The organism is Pseudomonas sp. NFR09 (assembly GCF_900111535.1).
Classification (GTDB): Bacteria; Pseudomonadota; Gammaproteobacteria; order Pseudomonadales; family Pseudomonadaceae; genus Aquipseudomonas; species Aquipseudomonas extremorientalis.
Window position 1 is genome coordinate 511,125 of record NZ_FOIH01000004.1, and the last position, 25,257, is coordinate 536,381.

General features: G+C 61.9%; 14 protein-coding genes. All 14 read right to left on the bottom strand.

Features of this window, described 5'->3' with window-relative positions:
* Positions 1-8: 8 nt before the first annotated feature.
* The 14 genes from BMX59_RS12660 to BMX59_RS12725 all read right to left on the bottom strand — a co-directional run bounded on the left by BMX59_RS12660 (position 9) and on the right by BMX59_RS12725 (position 25,225).
* Positions 9-8,585 (bottom strand): hemagglutinin repeat-containing protein, encoded by an 8,577-nt coding sequence (locus BMX59_RS12660; protein WP_256572954.1) that lies wholly within the window; start codon positions 8,583-8,585, stop codon positions 9-11.
* A 30-nt stretch (positions 8,586-8,615) separates the two neighbouring features.
* Entirely contained in the window at positions 8,616-10,337 is a 1,722-nt protein-coding gene (locus BMX59_RS12665) for a ShlB/FhaC/HecB family hemolysin secretion/activation protein (protein WP_093121866.1), read from the bottom strand.
* Positions 10,338-10,704: 367 nt separating this feature from the next.
* Positions 10,705-11,187, bottom strand: a complete 483-nt coding sequence (pgaD, locus tag BMX59_RS12670; RefSeq protein ID WP_071489608.1) for a poly-beta-1,6-N-acetyl-D-glucosamine biosynthesis protein PgaD — start codon at positions 11,185-11,187, stop codon at positions 10,705-10,707.
* Positions 11,188-11,189: 2 nt separating this feature from the next.
* Positions 11,190-12,530 carry a poly-beta-1,6-N-acetyl-D-glucosamine synthase gene (pgaC, locus tag BMX59_RS12675; RefSeq protein ID WP_071489607.1) on the bottom strand — a complete coding sequence of 447 codons (1,341 nt, stop codon included), beginning with the start codon at positions 12,528-12,530 and terminating at the stop codon, positions 11,190-11,192.
* A gap of 2 nt (positions 12,531-12,532) precedes the next feature.
* Positions 12,533-14,530, bottom strand: a complete 1,998-nt coding sequence (pgaB, locus tag BMX59_RS12680; RefSeq protein WP_071489606.1) for a poly-beta-1,6-N-acetyl-D-glucosamine N-deacetylase PgaB — start codon at positions 14,528-14,530, stop codon at positions 12,533-12,535.
* Positions 14,531-14,542: 12 nt separating this feature from the next.
* Positions 14,543-17,023, bottom strand: a complete 2,481-nt coding sequence (gene pgaA / locus BMX59_RS12685) for a poly-beta-1,6 N-acetyl-D-glucosamine export porin PgaA (protein WP_092248744.1) — start codon at positions 17,021-17,023, stop codon at positions 14,543-14,545.
* Between the two features lie 299 nt (positions 17,024-17,322).
* Positions 17,323-18,819, bottom strand: coding sequence for a YdgA family protein (locus BMX59_RS12690; protein WP_093121873.1), 1,497 nt, complete (start codon positions 18,817-18,819; stop codon positions 17,323-17,325).
* Between the two features lie 146 nt (positions 18,820-18,965).
* Positions 18,966-19,598 carry an NADH:ubiquinone oxidoreductase subunit N gene (locus BMX59_RS12695; protein WP_092248747.1) on the bottom strand — a complete coding sequence of 211 codons (633 nt, stop codon included), beginning with the start codon at positions 19,596-19,598 and terminating at the stop codon, positions 18,966-18,968.
* Between the two features lie 81 nt (positions 19,599-19,679).
* On the bottom strand, positions 19,680-21,122 hold the full coding sequence (locus BMX59_RS12700; protein WP_092248750.1) for an efflux transporter outer membrane subunit: 1,443 nt from the start codon (positions 21,120-21,122) through the stop codon (positions 19,680-19,682).
* The gene (locus BMX59_RS12705; RefSeq protein WP_093121880.1) at positions 21,119-22,009 is read right to left on the bottom strand and encodes an efflux RND transporter periplasmic adaptor subunit; all 891 of its coding nucleotides are present in this window, start codon (positions 22,007-22,009) and stop codon (positions 21,119-21,121) included. Before BMX59_RS12705 ends, BMX59_RS12700 begins: the two co-directional genes overlap by 4 nt.
* Positions 22,006-22,215 carry a DUF1656 domain-containing protein gene (locus tag BMX59_RS12710; protein WP_010214247.1) on the bottom strand — a complete coding sequence of 70 codons (210 nt, stop codon included), beginning with the start codon at positions 22,213-22,215 and terminating at the stop codon, positions 22,006-22,008. The genes BMX59_RS12705 and BMX59_RS12710 overlap by 4 nt, the downstream gene beginning before the upstream one ends.
* The gene (locus BMX59_RS12715) at positions 22,212-24,290 is read right to left on the bottom strand and encodes an FUSC family protein (protein ID WP_092248756.1); all 2,079 of its coding nucleotides are present in this window, start codon (positions 24,288-24,290) and stop codon (positions 22,212-22,214) included. The genes BMX59_RS12710 and BMX59_RS12715 overlap by 4 nt, the downstream gene beginning before the upstream one ends.
* Positions 24,287-24,697: a MarR family winged helix-turn-helix transcriptional regulator gene (locus BMX59_RS12720; protein WP_058425810.1), complete on the bottom strand. Its 411-nt coding sequence runs from the start codon at positions 24,695-24,697 to the stop codon at positions 24,287-24,289. Before BMX59_RS12720 ends, BMX59_RS12715 begins: the two co-directional genes overlap by 4 nt.
* Before the next feature lie 273 nt (positions 24,698-24,970).
* Entirely contained in the window at positions 24,971-25,225 is a 255-nt protein-coding gene (locus BMX59_RS12725; RefSeq protein WP_058425812.1) for a DUF2789 domain-containing protein, read from the bottom strand.
* Positions 25,226-25,257: the final 32 nt, after the last annotated feature.

Sequence of the window (25,257 nt, forward strand, 5' to 3'; positions counted from 1 at the left end):
TCTTCCACCTAATTTTTTGGGGCGCCTCTTGGAATTGCCCATTCAGAATATCCACCCGCAGCCCCCGCATCGGGATGCAGTACGCGCCACCAAGGAGAACCAGGTGTGTGTTGGGCGGTCGGTACTAATCGCATGATTCCTTCCTGATTGAAAGCAGTCGACGACGACGCATGCTCCCATGTCCAGCCAGAAGGTGTTTGCCGCCCTCCGACTTTTGAAACCGACGATTTAATATTCGGGATCAGTGTCTCCATCATTTGCGCAAACGCAGAGTCCATGCTCAACGCGTTGTCCAACGCAGCATTGGACCTATTGAAATGCACGTCTCGGCTGCGACCGAAATCGGCCGGGTTCAAGGCAGTTTCAAACGCTACGCTGTAACCTGTCGGCTTTTCTGGAGGTAGTACCGACTCTAGATCGTGGAGTTGCTGCGCCAGTTTACGTTCTGCTTTCGCCGCTTCCGCGACCTTTGCGACTTGCTCCACTTTACCGGCCTGGCTCGCGCTACCCGGCATGCCCATCAGTAGTAAATCGGCGCCGAGCTTGGTGTTCTTTGCATATTGCTCGTAGGTATTACCTTGCAGGCCAAACACCAAACCCTGGCCGCCGTTGCGAGTTATCCATTCACCCGCCATGTCGGAAGACGGCTCGACGAAGGGATCGATCAGTTTGTTCGCCTCCTCCAATGAATTACCGCCAAAGGCAATCTTGAACAGTGAGCTCATACCCTGAGCCATCTCCAAAACGCTCCGCCCCAGGCCTGCTCCACTGCCTTGAGCGCCACCAGCAGAGGGCACCTTGTCTCGATAATCGAGGTTGGCTTTGTAGTAATCCACCAGCCCGGCGCTCTTATAGGTATCGGGGTCACCCAAATAGCTGATGTTAATGTTGCCGTCTCTGTACTCACTGGCGTGTGTCGAACTGAAATTTTTCAGCAAGTTAACAGTTTCGTCGGCGCTGTAAGTGCGACGGGTCCCCTCGGGATACATCGCACTGTTCTCGTAGATAGACGCCAAGGGAGCCAGCGCTTCACCCAAGTGTTTCAGAGTGAGGGGGTCAAACTGACTCTCACCAGCTTTTTCGATCGTAGCTTTCCACGTTTTATCGGTATAGGACGCCAGCGCTGCGGCCATGCGCCTTTCTGCTTCAGCAGGGGAAATTCCCGCTTCCGCCGCTAACTTATCGGCTTCTTTTTGTATTAAACGCGCTTCCGTAGGGTGCGCTTGACGGTTGTATTGCTCGACGGCTGTTGCCGTACTCCCAGCAACTACCGCACCCGCAGCGGTGCCGCTACCGCCCACAGAGGCGCCCACACCGAGGGCGACCAACGCAGCCAACGTCTCCTGTTCCGATCCCCTGATACCATTTTTACCCAGTGCATCCGCAATGCTAGGCATCAAGGCCGCAGAAGCTCCCGCACCCAATGCACCACTCTGCACATTGCCACTGGACAACCCAATAGCCGCCCCCGCCAACGCGTGCAACATCACACGTGCCGCACCGCCTTCAGCCCAAGCCGCCCGAGTGGCCGCATCCGACTTCGGATCAGTCGCACGCGACTGGGCATAATCGCCAATCTTGTTGAAGATATCGCTGGAGGCCGTGTTGGCGACAATACCAACCGTCGTTCCTACAGGCGCGCCACCCAGCCCTGCGGCGATTAGTCCGGACGCGATATCGGCCATTAAGCGTTTGTCGCCACCGACCTGCCAGCGCTGGGCTTCCGTATAAGCGGCATTCGCTGCGAGCACCGTTCCAGCGGCATCCGGCGAACCGGTTTCGGTTTGGGTTTTGGCTTTATCGGCCAGTGCTTTCGCCTCATCCGCCTTGGCTTTGCCCACCGCACTGATCACCCCACTGGCCAACTGCGCCGAGCTTTGGATCAGGTCAATACGCTCTTGCATGGCCTTTTCATCTGGCCGGTCAAGTTTCTGATTGGCATTGGCGGTGTCGCGATTCAACCCCACCAGGTCATTGGCGCCATCGGCATTGCGAACCACAATCGTGCCTTTGCTGACCGCGCTACGGGTGTAGCTATGGTCTTTTTCCTTGAGCGCTATCGGGATGCTGCCGCCCATCGAGGCACCGCTGGTGCTGCTGGACGACACCGAAATACCGGCAGACTGGCTTTTGATTTCGCTGACATTCTTGATGTCGCTGACGATCAGGCGGTCGGTGCTTAGGCGGTTCTTATCAGCTGACGCCTCACTGGCAATCACCGCGCCTTGCAGGGTGGTGTTCTTGCCGACATTGATGTCGTAGCCGCCCGTGCCCGCATACAAACCGCTCTGGTCGGTCACGCCCTTGTAGTCGCTGTTCATATTCGCGGCGGCAAGGTTCGCCGAGCCCGCTACGGTAGAGCCGTAGCAGAACGGAGGGACGCAGATACTGGCGCCGAAGCCTGCGCTGCTCTGTTTGCTGCGCGACGACTCGGTGTCCTGGAGGGAGATGATATTGAGGTTGCCGCCAATATCTGCCTTGATACGGTCCGCACGAACCTGGGCGCCTTTGAGGGTGGTATCGCCACCGCTTTGTAACAACAGGCTGCCTGTATCGAGGGTGCTATTGACCTGAGTGACGGAGTTACCGTTGCCATTGTTCTTGGCACCCTGCGCTCCGAGGTCGAGGGTGAAGCCGTTTTGCTCGCCAATATTGAAGCTGGCGCCAATGGCGGTTTTATTTTTCGACCCTTCGTTTTTGCGGTCGGTGGTGTTTTGTGCGCTTTGCATCAACACATCGTTTTTGGCTAACAACAAGGTGTTGGCGGCTCTCAAGCTGCTGCCAGTGATCTGGATATCACCCTGAGTTCCCGTCGCAGCGCCCGTGGCAACGATCGACAAGTCTTGCCCTGCGTTGAGCGTGCTCTGCTTGGCGGTGATGCTGTTGTATTCGCTGCTGTTCTTGCTGCGATTATTAGCCAGTTCGGTGCCGATCTTGATCAGCGAACCGTTGCCGGGCGTGCCGCCGGTTTTGTTTTTAAAGCCGGAGCTTTGCGCATTGGCGTCCGAGGCCTGGCCGTTCAGGTTGTAAGCGGCGAGGGCCGCCTGGGCGATTTTGACTGCCTTGAGTCGTGGGTCATCAGCACTACGGGCCGCTTTGACGGCGTCGCGCATGCTGGTGGCGGTGTCCACCACCGAGCCCGCAATCACCCGCCCTACCGCCAAACTCTTGGAACTGTCCTTACTGGTCTGACTGGCCGTCTCCATCCCCGAAGTAACGGTGACATTCGCCCCACTCAACTCCATGTTCTTGGTGCTCACCAGATCACTGGCCACCACCTTCAACTCACGCCCCGCCCTCAACGACACATTGCCCGCACTCGAACCAATCGTGCTGCCGGTCAAGGTCATTTCATTGGCCGTGCCGTTGTGCTTCGAGCTGTTGATGTACAGCTTCTGGTTGCCGGTCATGTCGTCCAGACCGAGCTTGTTGCCGGTCAGCACGCCGGTGAGGTCGCGATTTTTTTCCTTGTGCATGTCGGTGCGGGCGAAGGTGTTCTGCGCCGCGTCGATGGTCAGGTCGCGGCCGGCCTGGACGGCGAGGTCGCCGGTGCTGACCAGGTTGGAACCAGTGACCGTGGCGTCGCGCTTGGCGGCGACGGTGACGGTTTCGCCGGAGACCATGCTGCCCAGGGCGGTGGTGCGTTTTTCGTCGACTTTGTCCTGGACCTTGCTCGACTTCAGGCCGCCCCAGCTGCTTTTGCTTTCCTTGCGTTCGTGGCGGGCGCTGTCGGCGTTGCTGACGGCGAGGATGTTCACGTCCTGGCCGGCCACCAGTTGCGTGGCGCCTTTTTCAGCAGTGACGGCACTGCCAGCCAGCAGCAGGTCTGCACCGGCGACGACTGTGCTGTTCGTCCCCGCGCTGACAAGGCTGCCAACGTTGTTCACGACGTCAGTTTCATCCAGGCGGAATTTTTTGCCCTGGGAGGTTTTCTTGGTCTTGCTGTAGAAGCTGTAGTCCTGGTTTTCAGCGGCTTTGAGCTCAAGGTTTTTGCCGGACACCAGGTACGCCTCGCTGCCGGCATTGACCTGGCTGGCGACCAGTTGCAGGTTCTGCCCGGCACTCAGGGTGGCGTCGCCGCCGGCCTTGATCACGCTGGACACTTGCTGCACGTGGTCTTCGATGCTCTTGACCTTTTTTGTGTTGCCCGTGGAGTGCTGCTCGTTGGCCGCCGCAACGGCGTTGAGGTCGCGGGTGGCAATCAGGTTGACGTCGCGCTTGGCCTCGACCTGGCTGGCCACGGCGCTGATGTCGCGCCCGCCAATCACATGCAGATCGCGGCCAGCGTCGACCACGGAGCCTTGCTGGGCGATGGTGGTGAAGCTGGAACGGTTGCCGATGGCGCCGCTGTCGAGGGTTTTCGAGGCGGTGATGTTGACGTCGCCCACGGCCTTGACCGTTGTGTCGGCACCACTCTTGAGCACGCCGCCGACGCTGTTGAAATTGCCACCGGCTTGCAGGGTCAAATCGTTGGCCGATTCGATGCGCGCGGCGCTGTCGACGAAGTCGCTGCGTTCGGTGCGGTAGCTGCTGGCGCTTGCGTGGGTGGTGACGCTGCGTTCGTTGAGCAGGTCGGCGCCGGCGGCGAGGTTGACGTTGCCCGCGCTGATCACACCGCCCGCGCGGTTGGTCAGGTTGTTGCCGCTGAGCAGGTCGAGGCGGCCACCGGCTTCCATCAACCCACTGTTGGTGAGGTTGCCGCCAGCGTTCGCCAACAGGCTACCGGTGGCACGCAAGGTGCCGGCGTTGTTGAGGTTACGGCCGGTGATCAGGTTGACGTCAGTGCCGGAAATCAATGCGCCGTTGGGCGCCAGGCGGTTGCCGGCCTGGGCCAGGTACAGCACCGGCACCAGCACTTGTTGGCCGGCGACGGTAGCGTTTTCCAGCCACACGATGTCGTGGGTCAGGGCGGCGACTTGTTCGGCGGTGAGGCTTACGCCTACGGACAAATTCAGCGCGCTTTTGCTGCTGATGGCGTTGTCCATCAGGTGCTTGAACAGGTCGGCGTCGCTGGTTTGGCCATCGATGAAACGCTGGCCGGTGCGAGCGAGCACGGCTTGCTGGATCAGGCGCTGTTCGTAGAAGCCATCGCCGAGGCGTTTTTGCGCGGTGTCGGGGTCGTAGCCGAGCTTGCTCAGCATGTAGTCCGAGCTCATGAACTGGCGCATGTCGGTGAGCAGCGGGTTGGTTTCGATCAGGTACTTATGCGGGTTGGCCGCGAACTGGCTGGTGGGCAGGCCTTTGGCGCCATCGCTGTCGCTGAGGTGAAACAGGCCGTTCTCGCCAGTGGGCAGGTCGAAGCCGGGCAGGCCCAGTGGGTTGACCTGTTGCTGGGCAACGTCCGGCGGCAGTTGCGGGTTGAGGCTGACCAGGGTCGAGTAGCCCGGCGCATGGGTGTTGGCACCGCTGCCGACGTAGGTGTAGCCACCGCGCACGACGCTGTTGTCGATGCCGGCCTGGGCCTTCACATCCACGCTGCCGCCGGCCTGGATGACGGCGGCGTAGCTTTGGTCGGGCACCATCAACTGGGTGGTTTTGCGCAGGTCGGTCTTTTCGCTCTCCATTTTGCCGATGAACGACGCCAGGCCGGCTTCGACGCCTGTCATGTCCTGGCCTGCCGAATAGCGCTGGGTGAAAGCCGCTGCCTCGCGGTACCAGCCCCCCGGCTTACGCTCGCGTTCAGAGGTAAAGATACGGTCGTATTGGGTGTCGTGGGTTACCAAACCAATGTTGGTCAGTTGGTCGACGCGCACGGTCATACCGCCACCGGCGGCAATGCTACTGCTGCTGTTGAGCAGCTCGCCGCCGGTGAGCAGCATGTTGCCGCCCGAGGTGATGCTGGACGCTGCCGTGGCCTGGGTGACGATGAAGTGATCACGCTGGGTAATCAGGAACGGGCGGTTCTGCTTGGGGCCGTCGCAGTCGCCACCGGTCACGCCAAAGATGCAGGCGGTGGGCGTGATGGAGGCGCTGTAGATGCCGGACTCGGTGTTGAGCACAGTCCTGATGTTCTGGATCGTGCTGGCGGCCAGGATCAGGTTGCGCTCGCTTTCGAGGGTGCCCGAGCTGTTGATGATGCTGGTGGCCAGGCCACCCTGGCCGTCGCGGTCGACGCGCAGGTTGCCCATGGCGTAGATCGTGGCGCCGAGGTTTTTCAGGCGGTCGACCTTGAGGTTCAGGTCGCCGCCGCTGAAGATCAAACCGTGGTCGTTGAGCAGGTTGCCCACCGAAAGATCCAGGCTGCCCTGGCTGGCGACGCTGCCGCCCACGGTCCAGTCCTGGCCGCTGCCAACCAGGGCGCGGGTGCCGAGCAGCTTGCCGGTGGCGGTCTGGTTCAGGGTCCCGACATTGACGGTCAGGCGCCCGGCCTGGATCGCGGTGCTATTGGTCCAGTTGGCTTTATCGAGGGTCAGGTCGCCGTTGGTCACCAGGCTGCCGCCGACTTCGTCGAGGCTGATGCCACTGAGGTCAAGCACGCCGGTGCCCACGTGCAACACCTTGCCGCCGGTGTTCTGGAAGCGGGTGGCGGCGAGGCTCAATTGATCGTTGGCGGTCTCCAGGCTACCGCTGTTGTTGAGCAGGCTGCCGATGGCGTAGCGGGTTTTGCCGCTGGTGCCCAAGGCGCGCATTTGCCCGCTGTTGTTCAGGCTGGCGGTCTCGACATCGAGGGCCGTGGCGCTTTCGATCAGGCCACGGTTGGTCAGTGCGCCATTGAGGCCAACGTCGATGCGGTTGCCGGCGATCTCGCCGCCGTTATCCACATTCATACCGGTCAGGTGCACACGATCCCGGGCGAACAGCGCACCGCTGCCGTTGTTGAAATCCGTGGCGTCGATCTGCGCATCACCGGCTTTGGCGGCGATGCGGCCACCGTTGTTGTCGAGGGTGCCGGCGGTGATGGTCACGCCAGCGTTTTCACTGTGGATCAGGCCATTGCCGCTGTTCTGCAACAGGCCGCTGGTGGTCAGGACCAGGCCATCGTTGGCGGCCAGGGTGCCGTTGCTCTGGTTGTCGACGCTGTTGGCGAACACGGTCAGCAAGCCCTGGCTGGCGAGCTTGCCGCCCTGGTTATTGATGTGCGCGGCGCGCTGGATCAGCAACGGCCCGGCGCTGGCCAGCTTGCCGTTACGGTTGATCAGGTCGCCGATCAGATCCAGGGTGATCGCCCCACCGCCGGTCAGGCTACCGGCGCTGTTATCCAGGCTATTGCCGTTGAGGGTGAACGCACCGCTGCTGTCGATGATGCCGCCCTGGCTGTTGTCCAGCAGGCCGCTGACGTTGAGCGTCTGTGCGCCGTCGCTGAGCAGGCGACCTGTGTTGCGGTTGTCGACACTGGCGGCGGTGATGTTCAGCGCCTGCTTGGCGCTCAAGGTCGCGCCCTGGTTATCCAGACTTTGCGCAGTAGCGGTGAGGCTGCGATTGGCGATCACAGTGCCGGTGTTGGTGATGCGCTGGCTGTCGAGGCTGACGTCGCCACCGGCATTACGCGTGTTGTCAGGGTTGACCCCGGCTTCGATGATGCCGCTATTGGTCAATTGGCCGTTGCTGGCCAGGGTGATGCTGTCGCGCGCGGCGAGGGTCTTGCTGTTTTTCAGGGTGCCCTTGGTCTGTGCCTTGAGGGTGGTGCCGGCGTAGACCGCGCCCTTGGTCTCCAGGCTGGCGGCCTTGATGTCCACCGCACCGCTGGCGGCGGCCTGGGCCATGCTCAGGTGGCCGTTGGCATCGAGTTGAATGTCGCCGCCACTGGCGGCCAGCGTACCGTCGAGCTTCACGCCCACACCGGCTTCGGTGCCCACCAGCTTGATCGCGCCGGCGTACATGCCGCCCAAGGCCGACGAGTCAATCGCCAGCTCCGGCTTGGCACTGCCGTCATCGGCACGGGCGGTGGTTTTCAGGCTTTGGGCATCGACGTCATTGCGCCCGGCGATCACCGTGAGTTGTTTTGCGTTGATCTGCGCATTGATCTTGGCCGAACGGGTGATGATCTCGAAACGGTCGACGTTGCTCGCGTTCAGGCCTTTGCCGTCGATGGTCACGGCGCCGCCGTCGACCTGATAGCTTTTCAGTTGCCCCGCCTGATCGATCACCGGTTTACCGGTGGTCAGGGTGACGTTGGGGGTGTTGATGAAGCCGCAACCGTTGCAGCTGATGCCGTAAGGGTTGGCGACGATCACCTTGGCCGACTGGCCCGCCACTTCGGTGTAGCCGCGCAATTGGCTGGGGCTGCCGCCTTTGACTTCGTTGAGGATGACATTCGCCGCACCGCCCTTGAGGTTCGGGTTGCCGACAATGATCCCGCCCAGTTGCGTGCTTTGCACAATGCCGTTGGCGTTGTTGAGGATCACGCCGTTGGGGCCGACGTTGTAGTCCTTGAACTGGTTGTGGGACAGGCCGCTGCCATTAGGGGTGGCGATGTTCACCACCGGCACGCCGTTGCCCGCCTGGCCGACCGTGGTACCGGGGCCACTGACCACGATGCCTTCGGCGCTCGCCAGCAATGGCTGCCAGAACAGCGCGTTGGCCAGGATCAAGGCCAGGCCGCGTTGGCTCAGGGTTTTCAGGGCAGTAACAGGGCGAACGTCCATATTCAAAATCTCAAAGCAGCGGGCGTTGAATTACAGGTAGAAATCCAGGCGGAAATAGATCGGCGCTTCGCGCTCGGTCATCACGCCAGGTCGCTCCAGGGAGTGGGCAAAGGTCACGCTGGTGCTGACGTTTTTGCCGCGGGCGAACAGCTCGAGGGAGTTACTCGACACCCGGCCGTGCTGCTCATCGTTGTAGCGATCGTGGCGAATCACGCCCTGGTCATAGCCGACGCTGGCGCCGTATTCGGCAAAGGCCGGGCGCATCCAGTCGAGGGTCACCGGGCGGGCCCAGCGCACTTCGTTGCGCCAGTAGCCGCCGCTGTCGCCGGTCAGTTGCTGGTCCTTGAACCCACGCACCGAGTACGAGCCGCCGAGGCTCATGCGTTGCGCCGGGTACAACACGTCTTCACTGCGCTGCCCGGTGGCCAGGCTGGAAAAACTCAACGATTCGCCCCACAGCGTGAAAGGTTGCAGGTAGCTCAACGTGGCGGTGTATTTGCGGTAGCGCGGGGTTGGGGTGAGGTTGCCGCGGATACGTTCCTGGTCATCCTTCTGGGCGTCAAAGGCACCGGTGCCGTTCTGCATGCCGACATCCAGGTTGACGAAGGCGCTGCCGATACGGCGTCCATGGTTGATGCCCACCTGGAACTCGCTGAGGCGGTTGCTGCTGACGTCCAGGCGCTCGTCGTTGAAGTAGTTGTTGGTGCGTAGATGGGTCAGGCCGACATTGACCGAGGTCTTGCTCACGTCATCGCGATGCACCACGCGCTCGGCACGCAGCTGGTGGTTCTGGCTGTCGCCTGTCTGCTTGTACTTGTAGCCGTCAAGGTCGCCCGGCGTGCGGTAGTCGCTCTCGCTGTAGGTGTAACTGAAGTTCCACCAGCCCCACGGCACGTTGTAATACAGCATGCTGTTTTTCGAGGTTTTCTGGTGGTCGCTGATGGCGTCGTGACCACCGCGCAGGATCAGTTGATCGGCCAGGCCCAGGGGGCTGTCCCATTCCAGGCCTGCGCCCCATTGCTGTTCGCCGGTGCTTTTCTGCCCGTCGTTGTTACGCGACAGGCTGGCGCGCCAGGGCTTTTGCGGGGTGTTCTTGACCAGCACTTCACTGCCGCCGATCTGGCTGCCGGGGGTCAATTCCATCTGCGCCTGCCTGGACGGCAAGCGGCTGAGCTGGTCGACCAGTTGCTCGACCTCCCGCAGGTTCAGCGCCTCGCCGACCTTGCCAGGAAACGCCATGGCCAGTTCGCGGTCGGTGACGGTGCTACCCTGCGCGCCTTTCAAGCCTTCGAGTTTGCCTTCCACCACCAGCACCTGCAGGTGGCCACTGGAAAGGTCCTGTTGCGGCAGGTAGGCACGGCTGGTGACGCGGCCCTTGGCGATGTAGTAGTCGGTGATCACCTTGAGCAGCTCATTGAGCTGCGCCACGCCCAGGCATTGGCCGATGTAGGGTTTGAGCAGACGCGTGCGGTCGGCGCCGGACAGGCTGTCGGCGCCCTTGAGTTCGATGTCTTTGATCGGGAAGCAGCGGGTGTCGACCGGCGTGGCCGGGGCCTGGGGCTTTGCTTCTTTGCCAGGCAGGTCCTGGAGTTCTTCCAGGCGCCGACGCTGCTCTTCCAGAAGACGGTTCTGGCGGTCGCGGATCAGGTCCTGGTCCCCTGGCGTAGGGGCGGCCATGGCACTGTTCAGGCTCAAATAAGCGAGCAGGAAAGTGCACAGAAAGTACCGAGTCCGTGGCAATAATAAAGACATGTTCGATCCGTCGAAAATCAAGGGCCGGCAAACTAACATCGAACTTTCACCAACTCAAAAGACCGAGCTAGTTTCACATTCGTACTAGTTATTCACGCAAGCATTTGATTAATAACAACTAAAAATAATCAATCAGATGAGCGGGCTGTCATCGGAAGTATTATTCCGACCAGCGGCAGCACTATTGATCGCGATTCATCGGAGAACTTAGAAATTGCCATTAATTGGCCATCAAGTTCCTGCCGAGATAGGTTAGTACCGGGAAAAGCAGAAAAGTTCGCGGGTGTTTTGTGAATTGGATCCCATTTGTCGGGATTAACCGAAGTCGTTCCCACCTTGCATGGGAACGACCTTGCAGCCTGCTGGCTCAGCTGGCGTCTTTGTTCTGGTCCTTGCCGGGCACCAGGGTCAGCCCCGGCTTTTCTACATCGCGGGAGACATGGGACTTCACACCCGCCACACCGCCCTCGTCGTCATTCTGGATGACCAACACCCCGGGTCGGCGCAACTGCTCCAGGTCCCCTTCACCGAGGCTGAAGCTCTCGCTCAGGCGCTTATCGCTGAGGGCGTTGCCCTCGGCACGGCGCTGGGCAAACTTGCGCCCCTTGCGTTGCTGGTAGCGCGCCCAAGTGACCAGGATCACGGCATTGAACAATGCAATCCACAGGTACACCTGCAGGGTATTGAGCGCGGCAAAAATCGGTGCCTCGATGCGCGGCCCACCGTGGGTTTCCAGCATCGAAGTGATCCCCCGCGCCAGCAGCCAGATCAACCCGGCCCAGGCCATCAGGGTCAACAGCACATCAATGATCCACATCACCAAACGTTGGCGGGTTCTGACCAGTTTCATGATCACGCCTCCTCTTCAATGGGTTTGATGCCGCGATCGGGGCTGACCCAGCGCGCACGCTTGCGATGCTGGTTGAACAGCACCTTGGGGAAACTGACCAGGGTGGTAAACAGGCTCACCAGCCAGAACACCATCGGGTACCACACCGTCCAGAACAGGGTTTTCCACAGGTCTTTTTCGTAGCGGCGGTCGATCATGATGCTCACCGCGAACTGCACCAGGCACACCATCGCCAATACCAGCCCGGTAAACGCCGGCGGTACCAGCGAGTCCACGGTAATGGCCGGTGGCAGCACCATGAATTTGCCGAGTACGTAGAAGATCACCGACAGCAGGAAGGTAAACGCCCAACCGGTGGAGAGGCAGTACTCGAACAACAGCGGCCACAGGTAGCGATGGCGCCATTGCCAGATGCCACGGATGTTCTTGAACAGCACTTCGGCACCGCCCTGGGCCCAACGCAGGCGCTGCTTCCACAGGCCGCCGACGGTTTCCGGCATCAGGATCCAGCACAGGGCGCGAGGCTCGTAGAAGATGCTCCAGTGATCGAGCTGCAGCTTCCAACTGACATCGATGTCCTCGGTGATCATGTCGGTGCTCCAGTAGTCGATGCGGTCCAGCGCCTTTTTACGGAACGCTACTACCACACCCGACACCGTGAAGATCCGGCCGAACACCCGTTGCGTACGCTTGATCAAGCCGATGATCGAAGAGAACTCGCCCACCTGCACTCGACCGATCAGCGTCGAACGCGTGCGGATGCGTGGGTTGCCGGTGACCGCACCCAGGCGCGGGTTGTCGAGCATCGGCGCGACCATGTAGGCGGCAGCGTTTTTGTCGAGCAACGCGTCGCCATCGATGCACACCAGGTATTCACTGCGCGCCGCCACGGCGCCCATGCGCAGGGCCACGGCCTTGCCCTGGTTCTGCGCCAGGTGCAGCACCCTTAGGCGTGGATGCTCCAATGCCAGGGCGTCGAGCACTGCGGCGGTGTTGTCCTTGGAGCCGTCATTGACCGCGATCACTTCAATGTTCGGGTACAACTGGCCCAACGCCGCATGGATGGTGTCGGCCGCGTTATCGCCCTCGTTGTAGCAAGGGATGATGATCGAGATCAGCGGGTTGCCGGCCAGGGTTGGTGCCGGAGTGTCTTCTTTCCACGGCCAATGGCGCTCCCAGTGCAGCCAGAAGTACAGGCCGCCCGCGATCCACAACGCCGACATGAACAGCGGGTAGAAGAACACAAAGTCCATCAGGAACTGCCCGGTGACCAGGAAGATCAGGCCCAGGGGCACACCCAATACCAATGCCAGCACGAATAAAGCCAGGATTCTATCGAACATGGTCAAGGGTTCCATTGGTTGGAAAGGGCCGGACGCACAGTCTTCAGGTCCGGGGAGTTTTCCAGGAAGTTGTCCGGGTAGTAGCCAAAACTCGTGACACCCTGGCGCTTGAGCACACCCATCCACTCAGCCATCTGTTGACTGTCGATGTCCGGTGCGGCCTTGGTGCGCCAGTCTTTGGCTTGCAGTTCGAATACGGTGCGCTCCAGCGCGCCAGGGCGTGCCTTGACCGTCGCCACCAGCTTTTCCAGCCAGGCGTTGGAGGTTTTGTATTCCTGGCCTTCCATCAGCGGCATGGCCATGGGCGCGGTCCAGTCGTAGGTCTGGAGGAAGTCATCGAGGTTCTGCGCGAACCAGGCTTCGCTGCCTGGGTTGAGCATCGGCTCGGCGAAGATATTGCGCGCCGTCAGCAACTGCGGCCCTCCGATGGCGCGGACCTTGGCGGTCAGCTCCTTGGTGAAGTCGATCAGGTAGCGGCTCTTGAAGCGCGTCCAGCGTTGCATCACCGCAGGGTCGGCACGCAAGGCCTGAATCGTGCCCGGCAGGCCGGCGGCGACATAGGCCTTGAGCGCGGCAGGGCTGGCATCTTCGAAATCGTTGAACACCGCATCGTCGTGGTACAGCACGCCGTCGATGGCGTTGTTGCGCGCCAGGTCTTCGTAGATTTCACCAATGATCTTGCGCACCTGCGGATCAAACGGCGACAGACGCTTGTATTGGTCCGGGTCGAGGCCGACCTGGCCGGTTTTCGGGTCCCAACGTGTCACCCGTGGCAGCTTGGGGTCGAGGGCAAAGCTGAGCACCGGCATCCACGCGTACACCGCAGCATGAGCCCGGGTGTGCAACTGCCAGGAGACGCGGTTGAACAGGTCGGCACGTACCGGCAGGTGACGGTTGGGGAAGTACAGTTCATGCACCAGGCCGTCGCCCTTGGGATCGGCGAAGGCTTGCAGGAACACGGTGCCCGCGCCCATGTCCACCACTCGCTGTACAAGCTGGTCGAGGTTGCGTGCCTGTTGGGCCGGGTCCGGGTCGTAGACGTTATCCAGGTCCACGTGCAACACGCGCAGCGGTGCCTTGGCCTGCGCCGCGACAATGCTGTTGGCGAAGTGCTCGCCATCCGGGTCGGACGCCACCAGGAAGCGCGGGCTGTTCATCAAGTCGGCGGAGCTGTCGAGACCATCTTCCAGGGTCAGGGCCATCTGGTAGCCCTGCTCGCCAATGATCGCCAGCGAGGTGCCCTTGGCAGCACCGTAAGGCCATACCCAGACGCGTGGTTTCTTGCCGGTGACGTTCTGGATCTTGTTGGAGATGGCTACGACGTCGGCACGCATGCGCGCATCGAACTGCGCCTGGCTTTCATAGCGGCCCGTCGCCGGATCAAAGCGCAGCGAGGTTGCCGCCGGCTCCAGGTTGCCCTGGGGGTTGGCCAGGATGCCTTTATGGTTGTTGTCGGTATGCGCGGCAATTTCCACCAGGCCCGACTGCGACACTTCGCGAATCTGCTGCCAGGTCAGGAACTCCCCACGCGGCCGTGGCTGGCCGGCGAAGTCCACCGGCTGGTTCATCGGCGTATCGATCCAGTAGCCCACTGGCGCCAGCAGCGCCGGCCAGCGATAGGCGCGCAGCACCGGCATCACCCGGGTGTAGAAACTGGAGTAGCCGTCATCGAAGCTGAGCATGATGGCTTTGGGCGGCAACGCCGGCCCACCGTTGCGCGCCGCCAGGATCTGGTCGACGCTGACCGCCTGGTAGCCGTTCTCGCGCAGCCAGGCCAACTGCTCGATCAAACGTTCGGTGCGCACCGCCACCACTGCCTGATCGGGGTCGCGATCCTCGACGTCGTGATAGGCAATGCCCAGGAAATGGTTTTTCGGCCACGGCGCTTCGTTGGCCGGTGTCGGCCGCTCGGCGGGTGGGGTGAAAGGTGCGGGTTGCTGGGCGCAGGCACTGGCCAGCATTACACCCAGGATCAACAGGCAACGGCTGAAGACGGTCATGGTCAGGCTCTTCTAGAAACGGTAAGTGAGGTCGACGAGCAGACGCAGATCGCGTTCACGATCACCGTCGTATGGTCGGCTGACCAGGCTCAGGTTGGCGCCGGCTTCCAGTACATCGTTCCAGCGAAAGCGTTGGCCGTAGCCCACCAGACCGATGCCACCGGTGGAATAGTCCCGCTGGCTGTAGGTACCCGCACCGACCTGGAACTGCTGACTCCACTGGGTCTCGTAGCGGTGATAGAGCACGTGGTTGATGTTGAGGACGGGCAACACGGTGAAGTCCGACTTCGGGTTGAAGTAGATCGTGTCTTCCTTGCTGTTGCGGCTGGCGCCGACTTCCAGGCCCAGGTCCACCTGTACTTTCGGCGAGCTGTAGAGGCCTTCGCGGCCACTGAGCAAGGCTTCGAAGCGGTCGTTGCCGTCGCTGAAATGGGAAGGGCTGAGGGTCAGTTTCCATTCACGGCTTTCGTTGGCGCGCCAGCGGATGAAACCGCTGCCGCCGTTGGCTGTGATCCCGTCATTCAATGCGCGCAGTGGCGTGGTGGATAGCAGGTAACCCAGGCTGCCGCCGTATTGCCAGTTGTCGTTGATGTCGCGGGCAATCGACACGGCGGCGCCTTGTTTTGAGCCATCGCCGTAGGAATGGTTGGAGACCTCGGCCTCAATGGTCATGTCGCGTGTGCGCCGCTCTACGCCAACCACTTGCCAACGATGCTGCCCGGTGCCCTCTTCGAACGTGGCGCGGGCATAGCCGGCACCGGCGAACAGGCGCCAGTCTTCGTCGATGGGTGGCGTGTAGAGGCGGCTTTCAATGCCCCAGTCACGGCTGCCCGAGACGGCACCGGCATCGCCGTTGTTACCGCCGCCGAAGCTTTTCCCGGTGTAGGCCTCGACCCGCAGCTCGGCCATGTCATGCACTTCGCGCAGGCGTTGCAGGCGCTGCACCTGGCGGTTGTCCGGGTTGCGGGCGACCACGTCGTCGGTGAGGATGTCGAGTTGACGCCATTCCTGCAGGTCCAGCGCGGTGAAGCCCTGCGACATTTCCAGGCCGATGTCGCGCGGGCTCTGCGCTTCGGTTTCCTTGAGCGAGCTTTCAGCGCGTCTAGGCCAGTCGCGGGCGCGGTACATTTCCGCTTGCGCCAGACGCAGGCCGATGCTGCCAGGGGCCTTGCCCACCAACTCCTCCAGGGCCTTTTCGCTGGACGGCAGGTCGGCGCCATAGGTGCCGGCCTGTGCGGACAATTGTTGGGCGTCCATCCACTCATCGTTCGGGTTGCCGATCGGCAGCCCCTTCAGTTCAACCCGGGGTTTCTGGGTGTCGGCCAAGTGCTTGGCGACCGCACGCGCTTCATCCACCTGGTCGTTTTCGAGCAAGGCGTAGAACAGCGCGGTGGTGTCTTCTACACGGTCGCCCACGTCCGCATCGGGAGCATCCAGCGCCTCGCGGTACAACGGCGCGGCCTTTTCCGGCAGACGCTGATCGAGGTAGGACGCGGCCACCCAACGCTTGGCGTAGGTGGGCAAGCGCACACCTTCGGCCTGGAGGGTCTCGTATTCGCGGATCACCTCTGCGGTACGCGCCCGTGCCTTGAGCGCGCCCAGGCGGTCGATGCGCCAGATCACCACGTCGTCATGGGCGGTGGCGTCAGGGGTCCAGCGAGCAAGGAGCCTGTCGTAGTCCTGCAGCGCACGGTCGGCGATGACATAGCGTTCTTTCTCGGTACGCGTTGCGAACTCGGCGATGCGCACACGCTCGGCGGCCAGGTCACCTTCGAGGCGACGCTGGGTCACCGGGTCGACAAGCCCCGGACGCTGGGCCGAGAGACGCAACGCCGGCTGCGGCAGACGGGCCTTTTGCAGGGCGACCACGTATTCGCGGGCGACCTCAGGCTTGTCGCCGGCGCGAATAAAGGCCTGGTCGAATTCAAACAGCGCGTCGTACTGCAAGCCTGCACGGGTCAGCGCGTAGCCCAGCGCCATCCGGCGGTTGGGATCGTCGGGCTTGGCAGCCACCAGTGCGCGTGTGCGTTGCACCGCTGCGTTGGCTTTGCCACCGTCAGCCTCGGTGAGGGCCAGGCCCAATTGCAGGTCAATGTTATTCGGCTCACGCAGCAGCGCCTTGCGATAGACCGCTTCGGCCTGCGCCCACTGCTTCTGGTTACGATACGTGCGCGCAACCGTGGCCAGCGCCTGGGCGGTCAGGTTGCGATTCTGCCCCTGGGCCTCGTAAACCTTCAGCACCTCGGCATCCTGGCCGGCCCAACCGGCGATCACCAGGTGGTCGCTGATCTGGCCTGGCGTCTGGCGCTCGGCTGGCAATTGGCGCAATTGAGTCAGGGCGGGGGTGAAGTTGCCGTTGCGCGCCTGGATGATCAGGGCGTCATAGGCCGGGTCGGCCATGGCGAAAGTGGGCATCAGCAACTGGCTGCACAAGGTTACCCCGATGAGCAGCCGCAACCGGCCTGAGGCACTGAGTGGGAGTGTTCGCAGCATATCGTGAGCTTCCTTACACACGGAAAGCTGTAACGATAGGTGGTCCTGAGCGGTTTGCATCAGGGTGTCGGCGTCTCGTGACCCGACCTAGCTTTCCTGTAGGAACTATCCCCGACGCGTGGATGGAAAAGGACAAGTCATAACAATTGTTCAGAATTGCACTGCAAATCTGAAATACGAATGGGGGAGCAGGGTTAGCTGCGATAGAGGGTTGCCAGTCGACATAGGTGTCGACGGTTTGACCTTTATCGCAGCTAACCCCGCTCCCCCATTTTTATTTCAGGGCGATGACGAAATTTTTACTGCGCGCCGCCAACCGCACCGACCTTGGACATCACGAAGCTGATGAATTGCTCGACGGTCATTTTCTGGCCATTGAAGGTCACTTCATTGTTGGCGTAGTGCAGCTTGGACACCACATCGCTGCCCACCAGGGTTGCCAGCTGCGTACCCACGGCCATGCCGCTGACCATTTCGCTGGCCATCTGGGATTGCTGCTCGATGGCTTTAGGATCGGTCACACCGCCGACCTGCGCTTGCAGGGCCGCCACGTCGGCGATCATCGGCTTGGACAGCGTCAGGTTGGCGTCCAGCAGCGAGACCATCTGCTTGCCCAGTTCAACCGGCGGCAGCTCCATGGAGGTCGGTTTGGCCAAGTCCAGCACCAGGTTGAATTTGCTCTCGCCGTGGGTGGTTTTCAGCGACAGGTTTTCCAGCGCCAGGTGCGGCTTGGCAGCCAGCAACTGGTTGACGTTGGCTTCGGCCAGGGCCTGCTCGGCTTCGGTGAGTTGCAACTCCGGCACCGGTTGTCCGGCAGCGGCAGCGGCTTGCACCGGCTGCATCTTGTCCTGGTACAGCTTGGTCAGCACCAGGCCCGAAGGCACATCGATGTTCTTCACGCTCAGGGCCATGGCGGCAGAGCCGACCGGTTTGCCCTGGTAGCCGATCTCGTCGATCTTGTAATCGACGCGGCCGGCCATGTTGTTGTCTTTGACTTCGCTGGAGTCTTTCTGCTCGAAGCCCTTGAGGGTCAGCACGGCTTTCTGCGGGCCGAAGGTGACTTTGGTGTCGCTCAGCTCGATGGTGTTCTGGCCGGTATAGAAGCCGAAGGTGGATTTCTCCAGGTTGCTGGCCACGGTCAGGCCGGCAAACTCAGCGTCGAATGGCGCGCCATTGGCGTCGACAACGGCCAGTTTGAGGCTGTTCACGTAGCCATCCACCTTGACCTTCTTGCCTTCGGCAGTGCTGTCGAAATCCAGGTTGAGGCCGGAGAAGTCCACAGAGGACGTTTCGTCCTTGAACGCCAGGGGCAACAGTTCGAGATTGCCGTTCACCGAACGGCTGTAGCCGATATTGGCCACGCCTTTGAGCGGCGATACATCTTTGGCGGCAGCGAACCACTTCTCGGTGGTGGCGTTCTTTTCCAGTGCATAGTGACTGGTGGCCATGACCGGCAGCCATTTCAACGACACCAGGCGCGAGAACGGCAGCGGGCCGTGTTCGATATGGTCGACAATCAGCAGCTCGGGGTTCGGGTTCTGTTCGCCGAAGACCGAGCCCTGGCCCTTGAGGCGATAGTGCGCGGTACTGCTGAACAGGCCACGGTCCAGGGACACCAGCTCCAGGGAAACGGTGCCGTCGACGCCGGCCATGGAGCGTTGCAGTTCCTTGTTGGCGTCCTGCACGGCCGTTTGCAGCACCGGCTCCAACTGCTTGCCGGTGTACCAGGCACCGCCTGCACTGACGACGCCCACGGCGACAACAAAACCCAAAAGAACGACTGCTGGCTTATTCATGAAGTGACCTGATCAAATCCTGTGAGAAGTGGGCTGTCTTCCTTGAACCCCAAGGGGATTGGCTCAAGCCCGCCGAAAACGGGGGAAGATTAGCACTGGGGGCCGCGAACGGCCCAGCTTTTCAGAGGGATCAGTTCAGCAGTAGTTCAGGAGTACTCCAACTCAATTTCATCCAACTGGTGGTCGAAACTCTTCAACCGCGCCGTCCAGGTGTACACCAGCACCTCAAACTCGCGGTGTATCACGGCGTTGCCCGGGGTATCGGCCTTGGGGTCGCAGAAGTCCAACTGGTAGCGCTCGCGGGCCATTTGCGTGGCTACGTCGGACAATTCCCGCGCGTTATTCAGCCAGTGCCTACCTTCGGCAACTTGTTTATCGAGCGCCACGCACTGTTTTTTCAGGACTTCGAGGCTTTTTTCCAGGGGGGTGCCGGTAAGGTCGCCCATGACTTCCTGGAAGGTACGCCCCGGCTGCCAATAGCTGCCCCAGAAATAGCGGTCGAACACCGTCTCGACCCGGCGCAACGCGACCTTGGTGTCCCAGATCGCGACACGGGTCTTGCCCTGTTCGAGGAGCTTTCGCTTCACCCGCTGATTTTGGTAGGAGGCCCAGGCCACCACACCGATGGACAGGGTGCCGATCACCAGGCAAGCGCTGTCGAGAAACACCATGGCCTTGTCGAGTTGGTGAGCCAGCATGACGCCGTAGAAATAAGCAGCCGATAACAGCACCAGTGCGAAGAGCACGCACCAGAAAGCGGGAGCATAAGGGTTTTTCATTATTGGAATCCCCATGAGCAAACGCGAGCAGTGTCAGGTGGAGCGTCACGGCGCCCCACCTGACCAAGCATAGCTTTTAGCTCAGGGTTTGCCGGGCTGTGACGCTTGCGTTCGTCCGCTTTCCCAGCCGCCGCCCAGGGCCAGGAACAGATCGATCTGGCTCATGGCAACCTGGGTGTTGGCCGCCGCCAGCTGGGCGCGCACATCGGTATAGGTGCGGGTGGCTTGCAGGTCGGCCAGGAACGACGCGCGACCGGCCTGGAAGAAGCGATGGGTCTGGCCCGCCGCTTCCTTCGCGGACTCGCCGGCCTCATTCAGGGCATCACGGCGTTGCAGTTGCGCGGTGTATTGCGCCAGGCCGGTCTGGGTTTCGCGGATGGCATTGAGCACCACGCCGTCGAAGTGGGCCAGGGCGCCCTGGGTGGCGGCTTCGGCTTCGTGGATGCGTGCGCGGGCGCCGTTGGTCGGCACCGTCCAGCTGATCATCGGGCCGAAGCCCCAGCGGTTAGTGGGCGCCGTGCCCAAGTCGTCCAGTATGCCGACGGTACCCACGGTGGCGCCAATGCTGATGTCAGGGTACAGCGCAGCGGTGGCCACACCGATACGCGCCGTGGCGGCGGCCAGTTGGCGTTCGGCCTGGCGCACATCGGGCCGGCGCTTGAGCAGCGCAGCGCCATCGCCCACCGGCAGCAATTGCGCGATATGCGGCAGCTCGGCGCAAGTGCCGGTGCCGGCCGGCAATTGATCCACCGGCTTGGCCAGCAGCATCGACAGGCGGAACAGTCCGGCCTGGCGCGCTGCTTCGTAGCGCGGCATGTCGGCGCGCAGGGATTTGTATTGGGTCTGCGAACGGGTGACCTGGGTTTCATCGCCCCGCCCGGCGTCGCGCAGGCGTTGGGTCAGCTGGGTGCTCTGGGCTTGCAGGTCGAGGGACTCGTTGGCGATGGCCAGCTCTTCATTGGCTGCGCACACCTGGGTGTAGGAACGCACGACATCCGCCACCAGGGTGATGCGGGCGATGTCGGCAGCGGCCTGAGCCGCATCCGCGTTGGCCTGGGCGCTTTCGATACCGCGCTGCAAGGCGCCGAACAAATCGAACTGGTACGAGGTGGTGATCCCCACGCTGCCGATGTTGGCCACCGGGACTTTTTCCGTCAGCAAAAACGCTTCACCGGATTCCTGCAGACGCTGGGCCTCGGCCTTTGCGCCCGCGCTCCAGCCGCCTGCGGACTCAGCTTCCTGGGTCTGGAACCGCGCGCGCTGCAGGTTGGCGGCGGCCACCCGCAAGTCGGTGTTGGAGGCCATGGCCTGGCGCACCAGCTCATCCAGGCGCGGGTCCTTGTACAGCTTCCACCAGTCGGCCGGCACCGGGGCCGAGACGACGTTGCCACCCTCGCCGGCAATCTGCCCTTGCAGGTCGCTCCGGTTGATGGCGGACTTTTCCGGCAGCGTGTAATCCGGCCCCACCACTTGGCAGGCCGACAGCAGCAACCCCAGCGTAGCGGTGGCCAGCAGCTGCTTCATGGCTTGTCTCCGTCTTTAACCTTGTCGCCGATGATCGAGACGGTGGCCGTGCGCCCGGCGATCATGCGGAAGTCCGCCGGCACATCGTCAAAGGCGATACGCACCGGAATCCGCTGGGCCAGGCGCACCCAGCTGAACGCCGGATTGACGTTGGGCAGCAGGTTGGAGCCGCTGCTGCGGTCGCGGTCTTCGATACCGGCGACGATGCTTTGCACGTGGCCATGCAGGCGGGCGTTGTCGCCGATCACCCGGATGTCCACGCCCATGCCGACATGGATACCGTCGAGCTTGGTTTCTTCGAAATAGCCGTCGATATGGAACGAATTGCTGTCCACCACCGACAGCACCGGGCGCCCGGCGGTGACGAACTCCTGGGTACGCGGCGCACGGTCGTTGACGTAGCCGTCCACGGGGCTGCGGATCACCGAGCGGTCGAGGTTCAGTTGCGCGGAATCCACCGTCACCTGGGCTTCGGCCAGGGCCGACTGGGCACGGGCCACGCGGGATTGGCTTTCTTCCAGTTGCTCGCTGGGCACCAGGTTGCCCAGGCCTCGGTTGCGCTTGTACTCGCGCTGGGCCTGGGCCAGGGTTTCCCGGCGGTCGGCCACGGCGGCCTGGGCTTGGCGCAAGGCCAGCTTGAAGCGGTCCTGGTCGACGGCGAAGAGCACCTGGCCTTTGGTCACCAACTGGTTGTCGTGCACGTCCACGCGCTGGATCAGCCCGGACACGTCCGGGGCGATCTGCACGATGTCGGCACGGATGTGGCCGTCACGGGTCCAGGGGGCAAACATGTAGTACATGACCATGCGCCACACCACGACGACCGCAAACGTCACGATCAACAGCGTGAGGACTACACGGCCGATGGTCAAAAAAGGTTTTTTCATGTCATCAGGTATCGACTGAGTGAGTCCACCGCGCCCAGCAACAGCGCGTACAGCCCCACATTGAACAATGCCCGGTGCCAGACCAGGCGATAGAAGTGGAGGCGGGTCAACAACCCGTGCACCACCAGGAACAACACATACGTAATGCCCATCAGCACCAGCAGCGTGGGCAGGAACACCCCGCTGATATCCAGATCACCGATCATAAAGGCGCTCCATCAGGCAGCGGCGCTTGCATCTCAGTGCCGCCAATGAACTCCACACCCGGCAGCAACGCCAGGCGCAAACCGGCCAGCGCGTGCAGCAAGTGCAGGCGGGTGTCGTCTTCGTCTTGCAGGCCTTGGCCGTTGAGGGCACGGCGCGTGCGGTCCAGGGTCATCAGCAGACCGCTGGGCGCGGGCAAGCGTTCACCGGCCTTGAGACACGCCTTGAAGTAGCCGCCCACGCCTTCCACCACTTGGTTGAGCAACACCCGTGGCACGCCGAGGATGCGCGGCGAGTAGGCCAGCAAATCGAGCAGGTTCAGCGCCACGCGCAAATCGCGCAGGGCGGTGCCGGTGTCCTGGTTGATCAGGGCCAGGCGCGGCAGGTGTTGCATCAGGCGGTCGAGCATCTGCACGGCCATGTGGCGGTGTTCGGCCAGGGTCGCAGGTTCGGTGAGGCTGACGATGTCGCGCCAGCTGAAACGGGTCAGGCGCTTGGCCGCCAGCTCGGCGCCGAAAGGCCGCGCGATCAGCGTCCACACAAAGGCGAACAGCAGGCCCACCGGCCCGGCCAGGTTGACGTTGGCGAAGTTGAGGAAGTCGGCGTCGTAAGCACCCTGGATGCTGATGAACGACGAGGTGTTCACCAGCGTCAGCAACATGCCCAGGTAGAAACGCGGCTGTACAGTGAGCGTGCCGATGCAGATGAACGGCACCGCGAAGGCCAGCACCAGCATCGGAAAGTCGTGCAGATTGGGCAGCACCAGGAACAGATAGAGACTGGCGAACAACACCGACATGGCGGTCCAGAAAAAGAACCGGTAGATCTGCGGCGCCGGATCGTCCATCGAGGCAAAAAAGCTGCAGGCGACGGCGGCCAGGATCACCGCGCTGCCGCCGTCGGTCCAGCCGAGCAGGATCCACAATACCGACGCGACAATGATCGCGGTGACGGTGGAAAACGCCGAGTAGAACATCAGCCCACGGTCGAGGAACGGCGTGAGCCGGCCCAGGCGCCAGTGGCGGTAGACGGCGCGCCAGGTGTCCTGGCTTTCGCACTGGATGGCGGCTTGCAGGCTGCGGCAGTCCTGCCACAGGTCGATCCACTCGGCCAGACGATACAGCGCATTGGAGAACAGCAGCGTGTGACGATCGTCGAGCGCTTCGCCGCTGGGCTGCAGGGCGTCGACCTGATCACGCAGGACGCGCCAGCGTTCCATTGGCGCCGCTTCTTGGGTGTCCTCCAGCCACTGGCTGGTCGCTTCCAGCAGCGGCGTGATTTTATCGAGGAACTCGGGCGCGCGATGTTCGATGGCATAGAGCGCGTCGTCGAGGGCGTCCACCACCGGCAGCAGGTGAATCATGCGCCCGCGCAGCTCCTTGGTATTGCGCACCGTCTGCGGCCGTGCGCCTTCGTGAGGCAGCTGGCCGATCATCAATTCGAGGGTATTGAAGGTGGCGACCATGCCGCCGCGCAAGGTGCTGATTTCTTCAGGCGCCACATTGCGCGTGATAAAGCGTTGGCTGTAGACCTGGGCATCGGCAAACCACTTGGCCACCGAGCCATCGAACACCGGCATCAGCCGGCGCGGCCAGAACATCGCACCCACCACCGCCGCTACGGCGATACCGAGGAAGATTTCTTCGGTACGCGCTTCAGCTACATCCCACACCGCCAGCGGGTTATCCACCACCGGCAAGGCGATCAACGGCAAGGTGTAGCCGGCGAGCATCAGGGCGTAGTTGTTGGCGGTGCGCAGGTGCATCGACAGGAACAGCAAAGTGCCCGTCCACAGGGCAATCACCACCACCAGCATGTAGGGCGACTGCACGAACATCGGCACGAACAGCACGGCCGCCGCCGCGCCCATGAAGGTGCCGATGGCACGGTACAGCGCCTTGGAACTGGTCGGGCCGACAAACGGGCTGGAAACGATATACACCGTGGCCATCGCCCAGTACGGACGTGGCATTTGCATAAGCATGGCGATGTACAAGGCAATCATCGAGGCCGCGAAGGTGCGCACCCCGTAGAACCAATCACGAGCGGGCGGGAAACCGGTAAAAAATCCGTTCAAAGCGACGCCGCCTCGAAGGCACGCAGCACGCGCAGCGCGGCCTCCATATCACCTTGGGTCATGTCGGCCAGCACTTCTTTGCGCAGGCGTACCAACTGCACTTCCACCGCCTGTACCAACTCGCGGCCACGCTCGGTGAGGCTGAGGGACTTGGCGCGACGGTCGTGGATGTCTTCGGTACGGCACACGTAACCGTCGGTGCACAGCCGGTCGAGCAAGCGCACCAACGACGGGCTTTCCATCCCCGAGGCCTGGGCCACTTTGACCTGGTGCACACCGTCGCCCAGGCGACCGATCATCAACAACGGCACGGCGCAGGCTTCGGAGATGCCATAGCTCACCAGCGTGGTCTGGCAGATTTTGCGCCAGTTACGGGCGCCCACCACCATGCTGCTGCTGAGGTTCATCTGGAGTTGTTCGAGGGATTGAGGCACTGGATAGTTCGCATACAGTTAGTTTGCTAACTATCAATATGATAGGTGAAGCCAGATGCGTCAAGTTTTGAAACAATTTTGCGGATGGGTGGTGGGTGGTAGCGGTAAGTAAAGCGGGTCTTGGGGGCCGGTGCTGAATTCCCGCCATCAACCCCATGGCCCGTGCGTCAGAAAAAGTTCACTAACGCGGAAAAACCTCAGATTTTTTTAACCTTCACCAGATTTTTTCAACTTTTGCCCTTTCTGCTAAGTTTTTTGCACCCCTCGCCCACCCCGCAACATCAAATTCAACTCATCCACCACCTCTGCCCAATCCGCATCCTCCAGAATCTCCTCGCGCAAAAACGCCTTCTGGCTGTCCGTCCAGAAAAACGCATCCGCCAGGTTCAGCTCCGGTTTGAGCGGTGAATGCACCGCCACGAATTTCTCGATACTCACCGGGTCATCCGGCAGCCCGAGCTGTTTGAACAGTGATGGCAAGCTATGTACGGGCGATTGCATGACGGGCTCCTGATAGAAAAGCATTTACCCAG